Below are 15,203 nucleotides of genomic sequence, written 5' to 3'. Positions count from 1 at the left end.
ATACCGCTTCGCGAGCAAGCCCGCTCCCACAGTTGTTTTAGGCAACCCAAGGTGATTGGCGGATGACCTCGACGAAATTCATTGGTTTGAACCCTGGTTGCTGATCCGCCAGGACATCGGTCTTCACGTTGCCGAACGTGGTCTGAGGGCGATGACGCAAGCCATCGGCAAAGGCGCAGATGATGCACTCCTTGAATCCTTCCCCCCGTGGATGCGCATGCACCACCGCTTCACGCTGCGCCGTCGAAAACGCCGCATAGTCGATGCCCAACACATCCATCTCAACACCAGCGGTCACCAGCGCCACGGTCGGGCGCAGGTGTTGCGGTACACCCGGTGTGGTGTGCAGGGCAATCGACAACCACACTTGTTCGACATCGTCGTCAGACAAACCATAGGGTTTGAGGAAGGCTCTGGCAGCGTTGGCACTGTCGACTTCGAAACGTTCGTCATCGCTGCGATGTCCTTCCACCAGGCCCAAATCATGAAACATCGCACCGACGTACAGCAGCTCCGGGTCGTAGGCCAACTGCTTGCGCTCACCACTCAGGGCACCGAACAGAAATACCCGGCGTGAGTGGTGATACAGCAGGTCGGACTCTGCGTCGCGAATATATTCAGTGGTGGTCTTGGCTAACGCGCTGTCGGGGATCTTGATGCCGGCGATGCTGCTGCTCATGGTGCTGTCCTCATGGCGAACGCCGTGGCGGCGCTGATGGGTTTAGTCTGTCTGCGCACCAGACACCGGACAATCGATCCATGGCCGCGATCCCGGCCAATCAGCCTACATATCGTGCCAAGCCTCGCTTGTCGGGCACGAATTGGCTAGGGTTGGCGCAGGTTCCCCGAAAGAATGCAGTCCTGTAGCAGCTGACATCCAGCCCAGTGCCATAAAAGGCGTTTCATGCCATGCACAAAACCGTCGCCATTGTCGTATTCCCAGGCGTCCAGTCGCTGGACGTCACTGGTCCCATGGATGTGTTTTCCGAGGCCAATCGTTTCCTGGCACAGGAAGATCACTATCGGCTGGAGGTGATCGGTGTCGAGCGCGGTGTGATGGCGTGCTCCAACGGGTTGTCGCTCAATGCCCATCGGCATTTCAGTGAAGCGCTGGAAGCGTATGACCTGCTATTGGTGGCGGGCGGCCCGCAGTTGCCGTTCCTGAATTTTGGCGCGGTGTTCGATGCCTGGTTGCGCGATGCGTGTGCGCGTGCGCAACGTTTCGGCTCGATTTGCAACGGTGCCTTCATGCTCGCCCGGGCCGGATTGCTCGACGGGCGAACCGTCACCACTCATTGGGGCGACGCCGCGGCGCTGGCGCAGTTGTGCCCGTCGACTCAGGTCGAGGCTGATCGCTTGTACGTGCAGGACGGCGAGCTCTACACCTCGGCCGGGGTCACGGCGGGAATCGATCTGTCGCTGTATCTGCTGGCCCGGGATCACGGGCCGGACGTGGCACTCAGCGTGGCCAAGCGGCTGGTGGTGTTCACCCAGCGCTCGGGCGGGCAATCGCAGTTCAGTCCGTTCCTCACGCCCCATGCCGAACCGACTTCGGCGGTGGCGTTGGTCCAGCTCTATGTGTTGGCCAACCTCAATGGCGACCTGACCATTGCTGATCTGGCCAACGCCGCCAATATGAGCACGCGCAACTTTTCCCGGGTGTTCGCCAAGGAGGCGAAAATCACCCCGGCGGAATTCGTCGAACGGGCGAGGGTGGATGCGGCGCGGGTGATGCTCGAAAGCACCCATGCGCCGCTGAAAACCGTGGCGTACCAGTGTGGGTTTCGCGATGCCCAGCACATGCGCAGTGTGTTCAACCGCAGGCTGGGGGTGACGCCGAAGCAGTTCAGGTTGAATTTTGCGGCGATGGTTTAGCGGCAATTGGTGTTGCTTGTCAGGGCCTCTTCGCGAGCAAGCCCGCTCCCACATTAGACCGTGCCTGTCTGAACAACTCGGTCAACTGTGGGAGCGGGCTTGCTCGCGAAGGCGTCAGTCGGGCCAACAAAAAATCTATTGCCCTGAACGCGCTGGCAACAGCTTCAACGTACTACGGGTATTGGCCGTCACTTCTTCATCATTGAAATGCGCCTGGTAATAAACCCCTTCGATGTACGACTCGGCCTGGTCGGCATAGTGGCTGTCGAACGGCACGCCGCTCTGACCCACCGGGTTGATGGTCAGGCTGTGGGCCGGGTCGGCGAAGTCGATCAGTCGCCGGGTCGACGGGCCGTAGGTCACGGGCCACGGCGCCGGGCCGATCTTGGCCGAGAGGTTGTTTGGTACTTCGTGGGTGCCGGGTGCCGCGAACGGGCCAACGTTGAAAATCTGGTCCAGGGGCTTTTGCATCCCCAGCGGATGGCCGTGGGTCAGGGTGTGCGCCTTGCCCCACTGCCATTGCGAGGAGTCGGCACCAAGGGTGGTTTTGAGATGAGCCATGCTCGCTTGCCAGGCCAACTTGACCGTATCGGCGCGGGTTTCCTTGCCGGGAGTGTTGCGGTTGTCCCACCACGGCGAATCGGCGGAGGCCGCCAGACGCGGCAGCGCGGCATCGATCACCCGGGTCGGGAGCAGCGTTTCGAAGAAGTCATTGCCCAGTTCATCGCGCAGCGCCGCGTCGGCGAGGTTGAACAGGAACTGGTTGAACAGGGTGGCGCTGATGGAGTCCAGCGGGTAATCGCCGCTCCACTGCGCCAGTTGTTCCACCAGTTTGAGTTCGGCCGGATCGCTCACCACTTCACGCAGTACCGGCAGCAAAGGTGCCAGCAAGCGCGGCCCGTAGGCGGTGGTGGTACCCAGTTGCAGCTTCTGGTTGGCGGCGTTGTCCCACTTCACGTTCTTGTCGCTGAGCTGGCGATTGAGCTGCTGCCCGCGATCGGCGAGGTTGTAGTAGCCGGGAATCTCCATGCCGATCGGCGACACCGGTTGGAAGTTGGCCGAGACGATGTAGCCCCGCGCCGGGTTTTCTTCCTGCGGGTTGGCGCTGAACGGGTAAAAACCTTCCTTGTCCGCCTGAGGGGTGCTGCCATCGAGGATGAAACCGGGCTTAACCCCGGCCGGACGCTTGGGCAGCAGCGCCGAGGCCCACCAGCCGATGTCGCCCTTGGCGTTGGCGTAGACGATGTTCAACCCTGGAGCCTGAACCTTGGCTGCTGCGGCGCGGGCCTTGGCCAGGGTGTCGGCCCGATTGAGCTGGTAGAAGCCGTCGAGGATCGGATTCGGGGTTTCGAGGAACGCCCACCACATGGCAACCGGCGTCTTGCCGGCGGCGGTGCCGAGCGCATCGTTGACGATCGGGCCATGGGGCGACTGGCGCAGCGTCAATGTGACCGGTGACTGACCTTTCACCGCGATCTGTTGTTCGGTGTTGACCATGTCCACCCACTTGCCGCGATACCAGACCTGGTTCGGGTTGTCCGGGTTGACCTTCTCGGCGATCAGGTCCAGATCGTCGTTCTGGAACATCGTCAGGCTCCAGCCGAAGTCCAGGTTGTGACCGAGAAATGCAAACGGCACCAGCGCCTGATGGTAGCCATACAGCTCGAAGCCCGGCGCCGACAGATGCGCCTCGTACCACACCGACGGCACCGAGAAGCGAATGTGCGGGTCACCGGCCAGCAGCGGCTTGCCGCTTTTGCTGCGGTTGCCGGAAATCACCCAGGCGTTGCTGCCTTCGAATTGCGGCAGGCCGTGGTCGGCCAGCGCCTGTTCACTCAGGCGGGCGAGGGCGTTCAGATCCTTCCAGTCACTGGCGGCGAGCGTTGGCGCAGGGTTGGCGTGACCTTTGACTAGCACGCCCTTGGGCTGCCAGTCGAGATCGAAGATGTTCAGGTACTCGCTGCCCAGTTGGTCGCGCACGTAAGTCAGCAAGGGTTCGGTGCGAAACGCTGCGGCAAAGCTGTAGGCCATGTAGCCTGCGATGCTGATGCTGTCTTCGGCGGTGAAAGGGCGCTTGGGGATTCCCAGTACATCGAACTCTACCGGCGCAGCGTGGCCGTCCTGATATTGATTGATACCGTCCAGATAGGCTTGCAGGGCCTTCCATGCCGGCGACTGACGATCCAGCGCGGCCACGTAGCTTTCGGCTCGTTCGCGAATGCGCAGGCCGCGAAACAGTTTGTCGGTGTCGAGCAGTTTCGGGCCGAGGACTTCGGCCAGCTCACCACGGGCCAGGCGCCGCATGGCTTCCATCTGGAACAGCCGGTCCTGGGCGTGCACGTAGCCGAGGGCGCGGTAGAGGTCGGTTTCGTTTTCAGCACGGATATGCGGCACGCCGCGCTCGTCGTAGCGCACGGTCACCGAACCTTGCAGGTGTTGCAACGCCACCTGGCCCTGGCGCGTCGGTTGTTTGCTGTACACATACCAGCCGCCCCCGGCGACGAGTACGACGATCAGCAAGGCAAGTACGGTCAGGACGCGTTTCATGGTGACTCCTTGTTCTTTCGGGGGTTGCCACCCGTGCGGGCTGCAAACGTGTAGCACAGACCTCCTGTGCCGGGCATCGCGGTCCTGGAAAAGTCAGGAATGCCTTACTTCGCCTCTGCGGGCCACGGGCAGTAGCAACCCACCGCCAGCGTGTGGGTGGCGTTCACCGCCCTGCCTGCGTTCAGTGCTTGCAGAATGGGCTCGATAAAACTGTTGCTCGAATTGCAGGTCAGGCCTTCGCTGTACGGACCGAAATACGCCAACTGGCCGTTGCGGTCCCAGATCGCTACCGCCGGGCTGGCAGGGATCTGTTCGGAGCCAGGCAGGACCGTGAGGGTTTTCAGGCGGCTCAAGGTGCCGGGCAACTGACCGTGGCTGCCGGGCTTTTGTACCGTATAGAACTCGACGCCCTGCGGTACATATTGCTCAACCAGTTCGCTCAGGTGTTGTTGGTTGCCGACATTGCACGGGCAGGCCGGGTCCCAGAAGTGCACCAGGCGAATGGCCCCGGGGCCGGCGAGTTCGTCCGGCAGGCGCAACGGGTCGCCGGAGAACACAGCGGTGTGCGAACTGAATGCCCGCAGGTAGCGTCCCTGAAACCAGTCGTAAGCGGCCCACAGCACAGCGGCGCACACAAGGGCGAGCAGACTGGCAAGCAGTGTGGTGCGATAGGCCGGGCGCATGGGTTTCAATCCTCGAAGGTCGGCTAGCTTGCCATGCTTGCCGCGACAGATGAATATCGCAGGTCCATAAAGTCTGTTTCGCGCTCTGGAATAGTTCATGCCTGCCACTTTCGACCCCGATCATCTGCGTGCCAGCCTGCGGCCATTGGCCGAGTGGCAGCCGCTGTCGACGGAGGCCATGGCCTATCAGCGTTTTTACGGGCTGGATTTTCCACAGCGGACCCTGCGCCGTGGCTTGGGGCGTTTCGAGATCGATGGCTATGAAGTGGTCAGCCAGCTCTGGTGGCCCGAGCGGGCGAAGGCGACGCTGTTTCTATTTCACGGCTTCTACGATCACACCGGGCTCTACCGGCATGTGATCGAGTGGGCGCTGGACCAAGGGTTTGCGGTAATCGCCTGTGACCTGCCGGGGCATGGCCTGTCCAGTGGCGAGCGGGCGAGTATCAAGGACTTCGCCGAGTACCAGAGCGCCCTGCAAGGCCTGCTGGCCGAGGCGCAGTCGTTGGACCTTCCGCAGCCCTGGCACTTGTGCGGGCAAAGCACCGGCGGAGCGATTGTGATCGACCATGTACTCAATCAAGGTGCGAGCAGCCCGGCCCAGGGGCAAGTGATTCTGCTGTCGCCCTTGGTGCGGCCGCGTGCCTGGGGTTGGTCGCGGCTCAGTTATTACCTGCTCAAGCCGTTTGTCAAAGGCATCGCACGGCGCTTCAGCGAGAACTCCAACGACCCTGATTTCCTCGCGTTCCTGCAGGCTGATCCGCTGCAGCCGCTACGCCTGCCGACGGCCTGGGTCGGTGCGCTGGGACGGTGGATCAAGCGTATCGAAGCGGCACCGAGCAGCCCGCGGCGGCCGCTGATCGTGCAGGGGCAGGCGGACATGACCGTGGATTGGGAGCACAACCTTGAAGTGTTACGAGGCAAGTTCGATCGGCCTCAGGTGTTGATGCTGCCTGAGGCGCGGCATCATCTGGCGAATGAGTCGCCGGGGTTGCGGCAGGAGTATTTCGGGTTTTTGACCAAGCGGATGAGTCGTCAGAATCGATAAGGCAAGATCAAAAGATCGCAGCCTTCGGCAGCTCCTTGGGTGTTCACAAATCCCTGTAGGAGCTGCCGAAGGCTGCGATCTTTTCCGGCGCGATACTTATTTCAAGGCTGCAGACTCGACGTGCTTTGCCCCACCGCCAACCCCGCCCGAATCGCCGCCAATGCCGCTTGGTAGTAAGCCTTGCCTTCAGCGGACTCGGCAAAGGTCGAAAACTCTTCCAGTTCGTCATCCGACAGGTCGCGATAGACATACAGCAGCGTGTTGTTCAGATCGGCGCCGATCTGCTCCATCAGGCGCTGGCGCTGACCGTTCAACATGCCCTGAGCCTGACCGCCGCCGAGCAGGCCGGGGATCATCGAACTCAGGCTGTCGGCCGCCACGCCTGCGATCGCCAGGCTGACTTCTGCGCCGGCCTCGCGGGCGGGCAGGGCCTGGGCCAGGTGGCCGATGATCAGTTGACGGGTATCGCTGGCCTGCATCTTCGGCAAGCCCTTGGCGTTTTTCGCCAATTGATCGCGACGGGTCGCCAGCAGTTCGGCGGCGACGATTTTCTTGCCCAGGGGCGATTGAAAGAAGGTCAGCGCAGGTTTCGGGTCGGCGAGCTTCTTGCGCAGTTGCGCTTCGGCGCGCTGGTCCATGGCCTTGGGGGCGAACCGTAGATTGCTGTTGTCGACCAGGGCCTGGAACACTGCCGGTGGCAAGCTGTTCTGATAGCGCTGCTGAGCGGCCGAGAGAGCATCGTTGAAATGCGCGCGTTGTTCTGGCCAACCGGCGACCTTGTACAACTGGTCGTGGCCGTCCGCCCAGGCGGGCAAAACGCAGAACATCAACAGTGAGAAAAGCAAGCGACGCATAGGGACTCCTGTCAGCAGGCGACTATTCTCCGTGCGGCATTCGTACTTGTCGAGAATTCGTATCAGGTTGAGTACCTTATCCGACCAATCCTCCGCTGCGTGGCTCTGTCGGATTTGCGGGCACAGGAATACTATGCGCGCCATGCACATACCCTCTGATCATCCACTGCTGTTACGAATCGTCGACGACCTGGCCGAACACGGCTGGTCGCAGCAGAATATTTTCCTGCCCCTGGACCTGACCCGGGCGCTGGCGGCCGAGTGTCGTAAACGTGCCGCTGAGGGTGAACTCGCCCCGGCCGCCGTGGGGCGCGGGGCGTTTTCGGAGATTCGCGAAGGCATTCGCGGCGACCATATCCAGTGGCTCGAACCCGGCCAGGCCGAGTCCTGCGACAGCTACCTGGGGTTGATGGACAGCCTGCGTGAGGCGATGAATCGTGGTTTGTTCCTGGGCCTGGAAGATTTCGAAAGCCATTTCGCCCTGTACCCGCCCGGTGCTTTCTACCTCAAGCATGTCGACCGTTTCCGTGACGACGACCGGCGCATGGTCTCGGCGGTGATCTACCTCAACGACGCCTGGCTGCCCGAGCATGGCGGTCAGTTGCGCATGTACCTGGACGAAGGCGTCGAACACGATGTAGTGCCCACCGGTGGATGCCTGGTGGTGTTCCTGTCGGGCGACGTCCCTCACGAAGTCCTGCCCGCGACCCGAGAACGCCTGTCGTTGACGGGCTGGTTCCGCCGTCGTGGCAACGAGCCGTTCTGATCATGCAAAAGATTCTGGTAAGCCGCTGTTTGCTCGGTCACCGCGTCCGTTATGACGGCGGGGCCAGCGGGCCGTTCGATCTGTTGGAGCAGTGGATTGCCGAAGGCCGGGTGGTGCCGTTGTGTCCGGAAGTCGCCGGCGGGTTGCCGACACCCAGGGCCGCGGCGGAAATTCCCGGCGGGCAGGGTGGTGAAGTGCTTGATGGCCTTGCGTCGGTCATCACCACTGAGGGCGAGGATGTTAGTGCCGAGTTTCTTTCAGGGGCTTCTCAGGCGCTGGAGCTAGTGCAACAGCACGGCATCCGGATTGCCGTGCTCAAGGCCAACAGCCCGTCTTGCGGGAATCTGCTGACCTATGACGGGACGTTCAGTGGCGTGAAGGTCAGCGGTGAGGGCGTGACCGCCGCGCTGCTCAAGCGCCATGGTGTGCAAGTCTTCAGCGAACTGGAGTTGCCGCAAGCGGCTCAGGCCCTGGCAACCCTGAAGTAACGGCCCACAGGGTGACTCATTCGCTCGAAATCAAGGTTTCGGCGCCACACCCGCATCCGCCCCAAACCACTTCTGCTCCAGCGCCTCCAGCCGGCCATCGGCCTTGATTCGCTGCAAGGCGTTTTCCAGGCTGGCATGGAACGCCGGGTTACCCTTCTGAAACGGAATCGCCAGGCTTACCGCCGGGGCGGCTTTCGGCTTTTCTTCCGTCAGCGACTGCACCAACAGGATTGATCGCGGTTGTTCTTCTTTCTGCGCGATCAATTGCGCGTTGGTGTGAATGTAAGGTTCGCTGAAGTCGAAACGATCCTTCAGGTCCGGGGTCAGTGCTATGTGATTGATGGCAACGTCGTATTTGCCGCTTTCGACGCCGGTCAACAGGTCGTCGGAATCGGTGACGACGAAGTCGGCCCGTACATCCAGCTCATTGGCCAGCAATTGACCCAGCTCGACCTCGAACCCGGTCAATTTGCCGTCGTCCTTGAAATTGAAGGGCGGTGTATTAGCCTCAAGGGCAATGCGCAATTCGCCGCGGTCGTTTACATCGTCAATCAGTTCGGCATGAGCCAAAGGGCTCAAAAGGGGTAGCAGGCAGATCAGGCCAGGCAAAAAGCGCATGGTCACTCCTTTGAATTCATTTATCGCGACGCGCTGTTCAGGCTCGCTTTGCTATGGTTATGAGTGCCTTCGACAACGAATGGCCGTTAAGTTGTTCACGGCTGAGCGAATTTTACGGAAAAACTGGAGAAGAGAATGAAAAGCTTTATGTCACGAGCAGCATTGGCTGGTGTGCTGATGGGTGTTTCGGTGCTGGCCAGTGCCGCCACCCCGGCTCCGAAGGGGGCAGAAGTGTTCATCGTATCTCCTGAGGACGGAGCCACGGTCGCGCAAACCTTTACCGTGAATTTCGGCGTCAAGGAAATCGCGCTGGCACCAGCAGGCGATGTCACCAAAAATACTGGCCATCACCATTTGCTGATCGATGTCGACAAACTACCAGCCGCCGGTGCTCCGATTCCAAACGATGCCAATCATATGCACTTCGGCAAAGCGCAGACTCACGCTGAAATCAAACTGGCACCGGGCAAGCACACCTTGCAGCTCGAACTGGGCGACAGCGGTCACATGCCGTTCGATCCGCCGATCGTTTCAAAGAAAATCACCATCACTGTGAAGTAACTTTTCCGCAGCCATGAAAAAGCGGCCATGAAAAAGCTGCCATGAAAAAAGGGAGACCCGAGGGTCTCCCTTTTTTTGTCGCTCAAGTCTGAATCAGAACAGCACGCGGCAACGAATGGTGCCGTTGATGTGCTGCAGCTTCTCTTGCGCCATTTCCGAGTAATCGGCATCGACGTCGATCACGACGTAGCCGACTTTCTCGTTGGTCTGCAGGAACTGACCGGAAATGTTGATGCCGTTTTCGGCGAAGACCTTGTTGATCTCGCTCATCACACCCGGAATGTTCTCGTGGATGTGCAGCAGACGGTGCTTGCCAGGGTGAGCCGGCAGGGCCACTTCCGGGAAGTTCACGGACGATACCGACGTACCGTTGTCGCTGTACTTGACCAGTTTTTCTGCTACTTCCAGACCGATGTTGGCCTGTGCTTCAGCGGTAGAACCACCGATGTGCGGGGTCAGGATCACGTTGTCCAGGCCACGCAGCGGGCTTTCGAACTCTTCTTCGTTGGAGCGTGGCTCCACCGGGAATACGTCGATGGCCGCGCCGATCAGGTGCTTGTCCTTGATCGCGTCCGCCAGGGCGTCCAATTCGACCACGGTGCCGCGCGCGGCATTGATCAGGATGCCGCCCTTCTTGATGGCGCGGATTTCCTTCTCGCCGATCATCCACTGGGTGGCAGCGGTTTCCGGAACGTGCAGGGTGACGATGTCGGACATGCCCAACAGCTCGTGCAGGTTGCCGACCTGGGTGGCGTTGCCCAGTGGCAGCTTGGTCACGGTGTCGTAGAAGTAAACCTGCATGCCCAGACCTTCAGCCAGGACCGACAGTTGAGTACCGATCGAGCCGTAACCGACGATACCCAGCTTTTTGCCGCGGATTTCGAAGGAGTTGGCTGCGCTTTTGATCCAGCCGCCACGGTGGCAGGAAGCGTTCTTCTCAGGGATGCCGCGCAGCAACAGGATCGCCTCGGCCAGCACCAGTTCCGCAACGGAGCGAGTGTTGGAGTACGGCGCGTTGAATACCGCGATACCGCGTTCGCGAGCCGCGTTGAGGTCGACCTGGTTGGTACCGATGCAGAAACAGCCGACAGCCACCAGTTTCTTCGCGTGATCGAAGATCTCTTCGGTCAATTGAGTGCGGGAGCGAATGCCGATGAAGTGAGCATCAGCGATCTTTTCCTTCAGCTGGGCGTCCGGCAGAGAACCTGTGAGGTACTCGATGCTGGTGTAGCCCGCCGCCTTGAGGACGTCGACAGCCGATTGGTGGACGCCTTCGAGAAGAAGGAACTTGATCTTGCTCTTATCGAGAGAAGTCTTGCTCATCTGCGTAAACCTGTGTCCCGGAGAAAAAATGGCAGGGAAGGGAGCAGCCAGAGCTGACCCGGACGGCAGGAAAGCCGTCGCCGCAGAACAGCCTTTGGGCACTATCCTGCGGGGTCGGTATGCTAGCATATGCGACCTGCTAACACTCATTCTGCGACGTGAAGCGTACTCAGGATGACCATGAATTGTTCGAGAGTTCTGTCGATGACCAATCCTGCGCTGATTGATGAGCTGAAGACCCTGGTTGAGCCTGGCAAGGTCCTGACCGACGCCGACTCCCTGAACGCTTACGGCAAGGATTGGACCAAACATTTCGCCCCGGCCCCGACGGCCATTGTGTTTCCCAAGAATATTGAGCAGGTCCAGGCCATTGTCCGTTGGGCCAATGAACACAGGGTTGCGCTGGTGCCGTCCGGCGGTCGTACCGGGCTTTCTGCCGCAGCAGTGGCGGCCAATGGCGAAGTGGTCGTGTCCTTCGACTACATGAACCAGATCCTCGATGTGAACCTGACCGATCGCACGGCCGTTTGTCAGCCGGGCGTGGTTACCGAACAATTACAGAACAAGGCTGAAGAGCACGGTTTGTACTATCCGGTGGACTTCGCTTCGGCAGGTTCCAGCCAGATTGGCGGCAATATCGGCACCAATGCCGGCGGGATCAAGGTGATTCGCTACGGCATGACCCGCAACTGGGTGGCCGGCATGAAAGTCGTCACCGGCAAGGGCGATCTGCTGGAGCTGAACAAAGACCTGATCAAGAACGCCACCGGCTACGACCTGCGTCAGCTGTTCATCGGCGCCGAAGGCACGCTGGGCTTTGTCGTCGAAGCCACCATGCGTCTGGACCGTGCGCCGAAAAACCTCACCGCGATGGTCCTCGGCACTGCCGATTTCGATTCGATCATGCCGGTATTGCACGCGTTCCAGGGCAAACTTGACCTGACTGCGTTCGAATTCTTCTCCGACAAAGCCCTGGCCAAGGTCATGGCGCGCGGCGATGTACCGGCGCCGTTCGAATCCGACTGCCCGTTTTATGCGCTGCTGGAATTCGAAGCGACCACCGTCGATGTGGCCAACCACGCCCTGGAAACCTTCGAGCACTGCGTCGAGCAGGGCTGGGTGCTGGACGGCGTGATGAGCCAGAGCGATACCCAGTTGCAGAACCTCTGGAAGCTGCGCGAGTACATCTCCGAAACCATTTCCCACTGGACGCCGTACAAAAACGACATTTCGGTCACTGTGTCGAAAGTCCCAGCGTTCCTGAAGGAAATCGACGCGATCGTCGGCGAACACTACCCAGACTTCGAAATTGTCTGGTTCGGCCACATCGGCGACGGCAACCTGCACTTGAACATCCTCAAGCCGGATAACCTGAGCAAGGATGAGTTCTTCGCCAAGTGCGCCACCGTCAACAAGTGGGTGTTCGAAACCGTCGAGAAGTACAACGGTTCGATTTCCGCCGAACATGGCGTGGGCATGACCAAGCGTGATTACTTGACCTATAGCCGCTCACCGGTTGAGATCGAGTACATGAAAGCCGTCAAAGCGGTGTTCGACCCGAATGGCATCATGAACCCAGGCAAGATTTTCGCTGTTTGATTCTTCGAACTTTAAGAGCACGAAGCAGGAGTCGGTCAATGAGCTATCAGCACCAGTATGTCGACGGAACGCGTATTCATTTCCCGCTGGGGAAAGTGGTGTGCATCGGCCGCAACTACGCCGAACACGCCAAGGAACTGGACAACCCGGTGCCCACCGAACCACTGCTGTTCATCAAGCCCGGCAGCTGCGTGGTGCCACTGGAAGGCAGCTTCAGCATTCCGACCGAGCGCGGTTCGGTGCATTACGAAGCAGAAATAGCGGTGCTGATCGGCAAGCCATTGTCGACCAAGCCGAGCCGCGAAGAAGTGCTGGATGCCATCTCCGGCTTCGCCCCGGCCCTGGACCTGACCCTGCGCGACAAGCAGGCCGAGCTTAAAGCCAAGGGCCTGCCGTGGGAAATCGCCAAGTGCTTCGACGGTGCGGCGGTGATTGCGCCATTCGTGGCCGGCAGCACGTTTGCTGATCTGACCGACATCGGCATCCGCCTGACCATCAATGGCGAAGTCCGTCAGGATGGCAACAGCAAGGACATGCTCAATCCGATCGTGCCGATGATCCAGTACATGGCCGGCTGCTTCTCGCTGCAGGCCGGGGACGTGATCCTCACTGGCACGCCGGTGGGCGTTGGCCCGTTGAATGTCGGTGACGAACTGGTGCTCGAATTGCCGGGTGTCAGCCGCTTTACCAGTAGCGTTCTCTAAAAGGCAAAAGATCGCAGCCTGCCGCAGGCTGCGATCTTTTGATCTTGGCTGCCCACACAGGGCAATCCGGCCATTTCCCGTTTTTTTCACATTTTGTCTGGATAATTCCGGGGCTTATGGCATCTGAGCCTGTCCCAATGTGCTATTACCCATAGCCTGAATTTCTGGAACGCATCCCTGAATGGCCATCGAATCGCTGCCCAAGCTGAAAACTGCACGCCGCTCGCGTTTTGTCATGCGTTGGTATTCCTGGCTTTTACTGGTGGCGGTCGCTGCTTATGGCCTTGCGTTTGCGATGCATTGGGATGATCGCGGTGTGCTCTGGGTGAAGGAGCGCTTCGAAAGCCCTGCCGAACGCAAAGAGAGTGTCTGGCTGCCGGACTATCGGGCGGTGATCGACGCCAAACTGCTGCCGGGCATGGAGAAGGACGAAGCGTCGGACGTGTCTTACGACCCGCAGACCAAAACCCTGTTCTCCGTGATGGGCAAGAACCCGTTCCTGGTCGAGCTGACGTTGCAGGGCGACGTGTTGCGCAAAATGCCGCTGGTGGGTTGGAGCAACCCGGAAGGGGTGACGGTAATGGGCAATGGTTTGCTGGCGATTACCGATGAGCGCGAACACCTGCTCTCGATCGTGAAGGTCGATGCCGATACGCGCGAGCTGAACATCGCCAATTTCCCGAAATACGATCTTGGTCCCTCGAAAAACCAGAATAAAGGCTTCGAAGCCGTCGTCTGGGATGCCCGCCGCCAGCAACTTCTGCTGGGTGAAGAGCGTCCACCGGCGCTGTTCAGCTGGAAAAGCGATGGCAGCCAGATCCTCAAGGGTGACAAGCAAAAACTTTCCAGCGACGCACTGGATGTCCGTAACCTGTCGGCCCTGGCCATCGATCCGCGCACCGGCCACACCCTGGTGCTGTCCGCCGACTCTCACTTGTTGCTGGAACTGGACGAGAAGGGTGAGCAGGTCAGTTTCATGACCTTGCTCGGAGGGTTCAATGGCCTGAAGAAAACCATTCCCCGTGCCGAAGGCGTCACCATGGACGAAGCAGGCACGTTGTACATGGTGAGCGAGCCGAACCTGTTCTACCGCTTCGAAAAGCAACAGGTTCGGTAGTTGCGGTAGAAGGTCGCGGGCCATTAGGGTTTTAATTCAGGCAGCCGTGGTGTTTCATCCGCCCGTCCTGTTTCCGAGTTTGCCTGAATGCGTCGACTTGTCCGCCCCAAACCCCTGATGCTGATCCTGTCGGTCATTGCCCTGATCGTGTTGGTTGCCGTCGGCCAATACCCGCGCCTGTTCGAGCGCAGTGGGTTCAATGTGCAGGCGCTATGGCAGCCGATGAATGCCCAGCCCATTGGCCTGGACCAGTATCAGGTGGCGATCGAGGCGCGAGTCATTGACGGTCTGGACGACGATGTTTCAGCGCTGACCTTCGATCCAGTGCGCAAAAGCCTGTTCACTGTCACCCACAAAAAAGCCGAGCTGATCGAGTTGTCCCTGGAAGGCAAAATCCTGCGGCGTGTGGCGCTGGTCGGGTTCGGCGACCCGGAAGCAGTCGAGTTCATTAGCGCTGACACTTACGTGATCACCGATGAGCGTGAGCAACGGCTGATCAAGATTCATCTGCGCAAGGGCACGACGTTCCTCGATGCCGCGGACGCCGAGCAGATGGCCCTCGGCGTGCACATGAGCGGCAACAAGGGATTTGAGGGGTTGGCCTATGACTCGGTGGGCAAGCGCTTGTTCGTCGCCAAGGAGCGCGACCCGATGCTGATCTACGAAGTGCAGGGCTTTCCCCATTACAACCCGGAGAAGTCCTACGCGGTGCACGTGGTGAACAATCCCAAGCGCGATGGCGGAATGTTCGTGCGGGACTTGTCGAGCCTGCAATACGACGAGCGCAGCGGGCATTTGCTGGCGCTGTCCGATGAGTCGCGGTTGATTCTCGAGCTGGATGTGGACGGGCGACCGCTGAGTACGCTGTCACTGAGCAAGGGCCGTCAGGGGTTGCTCAAGCCTGTGCCGCAAGCAGAAGGCATTGCCATGGATGACGACGGTACCCTGTACTTGGTCAGTGAGCCGAACCTGTTCTACGTGTTCAAAAAACCGGCACAGCCCTGACCAACACCCCAAAACCAA

Annotated in this window: 15 protein-coding genes; 9 read left to right on the top strand and 6 right to left on the bottom strand. The window is 60.0% G+C overall.

Translation table 11 applies throughout. From position 1 onward, the window contains the following. Positions 1-37: 37 nt before the first annotated feature. Positions 38-679 (bottom strand): HD domain-containing protein, encoded by a 642-nt coding sequence (locus ACEN9A_RS28405; protein ID WP_258671542.1) that lies wholly within the window; start codon positions 677-679, stop codon positions 38-40. Between the two features lie 230 nt (positions 680-909). On the opposite strand from ACEN9A_RS28405, the gene ACEN9A_RS28400 reads away from it, so the two are divergent. Continuing rightward, positions 910-1,875, top strand: coding sequence for a GlxA family transcriptional regulator (locus tag ACEN9A_RS28400; protein WP_258671540.1), 966 nt, complete (start codon positions 910-912; stop codon positions 1,873-1,875). A 135-nt stretch (positions 1,876-2,010) separates the two neighbouring features. On the opposite strand, the gene ACEN9A_RS28395 is transcribed toward ACEN9A_RS28400, so the two are convergent. Both ACEN9A_RS28395 and ACEN9A_RS28390 read right to left on the bottom strand, forming a co-directional pair. Then, entirely contained in the window at positions 2,011-4,422 is a 2,412-nt protein-coding gene (locus ACEN9A_RS28395) for a penicillin acylase family protein (protein ID WP_258671538.1), read from the bottom strand. Positions 4,423-4,526: 104 nt separating this feature from the next. After that, positions 4,527-5,105: a DUF6436 domain-containing protein gene (locus tag ACEN9A_RS28390; protein ID WP_258671536.1), complete on the bottom strand. Its 579-nt coding sequence runs from the start codon at positions 5,103-5,105 to the stop codon at positions 4,527-4,529. A 97-nt stretch (positions 5,106-5,202) separates the two neighbouring features. Between ACEN9A_RS28390 and bipL the strand changes: the two genes are divergently transcribed. Continuing rightward, positions 5,203-6,150, top strand: a complete 948-nt coding sequence (bipL, locus tag ACEN9A_RS28385) for a phospholipase BipL (RefSeq protein WP_258671534.1) — start codon at positions 5,203-5,205, stop codon at positions 6,148-6,150. A gap of 101 nt (positions 6,151-6,251) precedes the next feature. Here the strand turns inward: bipL and ACEN9A_RS28380 are convergent, their stop codons facing one another. Further along, a complete protein-coding gene (locus tag ACEN9A_RS28380; RefSeq protein WP_258671532.1) occupies positions 6,252-7,004 on the bottom strand; it encodes a DUF2059 domain-containing protein in 753 nt (250 codons plus the stop codon). A 133-nt stretch (positions 7,005-7,137) separates the two neighbouring features. Here ACEN9A_RS28380 and ACEN9A_RS28375 point away from each other — a divergent pair, with 133 nt between their 5' ends. Together ACEN9A_RS28375 and ACEN9A_RS28370 are read left to right on the top strand one after the other, a co-directional pair. Continuing rightward, a complete protein-coding gene (locus tag ACEN9A_RS28375) occupies positions 7,138-7,770 on the top strand; it encodes a 2OG-Fe(II) oxygenase (RefSeq protein WP_018928643.1) in 633 nt (210 codons plus the stop codon). Between the two features lie 2 nt (positions 7,771-7,772). Further along, positions 7,773-8,258 carry a 2-thiouracil desulfurase family protein gene (locus ACEN9A_RS28370; RefSeq protein WP_018928644.1) on the top strand — a complete coding sequence of 162 codons (486 nt, stop codon included), beginning with the start codon at positions 7,773-7,775 and terminating at the stop codon, positions 8,256-8,258. A gap of 30 nt (positions 8,259-8,288) precedes the next feature. On the opposite strand, the gene ACEN9A_RS28365 is transcribed toward ACEN9A_RS28370, so the two are convergent. Beyond that, complete coding sequence (locus ACEN9A_RS28365; protein WP_019650184.1) at positions 8,289-8,876, bottom strand: transporter substrate-binding domain-containing protein; 588 nt, start codon at positions 8,874-8,876, stop codon at positions 8,289-8,291. Between the two features lie 135 nt (positions 8,877-9,011). On the opposite strand from ACEN9A_RS28365, the gene ACEN9A_RS28360 reads away from it, so the two are divergent. Further along, positions 9,012-9,437, top strand: a complete 426-nt coding sequence (locus ACEN9A_RS28360) for a DUF4399 domain-containing protein (protein ID WP_019650185.1) — start codon at positions 9,012-9,014, stop codon at positions 9,435-9,437. 93 nt (positions 9,438-9,530) lie between these two features. Here ACEN9A_RS28360 and serA read toward each other — a convergent pair whose 3' ends face one another. Next, entirely contained in the window at positions 9,531-10,760 is a 1,230-nt protein-coding gene (gene serA / locus ACEN9A_RS28355; protein ID WP_018928647.1) for a phosphoglycerate dehydrogenase, read from the bottom strand. A gap of 204 nt (positions 10,761-10,964) precedes the next feature. Here serA and ACEN9A_RS28350 point away from each other — a divergent pair, with 204 nt between their 5' ends. The 4 genes from ACEN9A_RS28350 to ACEN9A_RS28335 all read left to right on the top strand — a co-directional run bounded on the left by ACEN9A_RS28350 (position 10,965) and on the right by ACEN9A_RS28335 (position 15,185). After that, positions 10,965-12,359 (top strand): FAD-binding oxidoreductase, encoded by a 1,395-nt coding sequence (locus ACEN9A_RS28350; RefSeq protein ID WP_258674226.1) that lies wholly within the window; start codon positions 10,965-10,967, stop codon positions 12,357-12,359. A gap of 38 nt (positions 12,360-12,397) precedes the next feature. Continuing rightward, complete coding sequence (locus ACEN9A_RS28345; RefSeq protein ID WP_019580569.1) at positions 12,398-13,063, top strand: fumarylacetoacetate hydrolase family protein; 666 nt, start codon at positions 12,398-12,400, stop codon at positions 13,061-13,063. 181 nt (positions 13,064-13,244) lie between these two features. Further along, the gene (locus ACEN9A_RS28340) at positions 13,245-14,180 is read left to right on the top strand and encodes an SdiA-regulated domain-containing protein (RefSeq protein WP_064621008.1); all 936 of its coding nucleotides are present in this window, start codon (positions 13,245-13,247) and stop codon (positions 14,178-14,180) included. 87 nt (positions 14,181-14,267) lie between these two features. Next, complete coding sequence (locus ACEN9A_RS28335; RefSeq protein ID WP_258671528.1) at positions 14,268-15,185, top strand: SdiA-regulated domain-containing protein; 918 nt, start codon at positions 14,268-14,270, stop codon at positions 15,183-15,185. Positions 15,186-15,203: the final 18 nt, after the last annotated feature.

The organism is Pseudomonas sp. Pseusp18, assembly GCF_059506005.1.
This window is presented reverse-complemented; position numbering and strand designations above follow the sequence as displayed.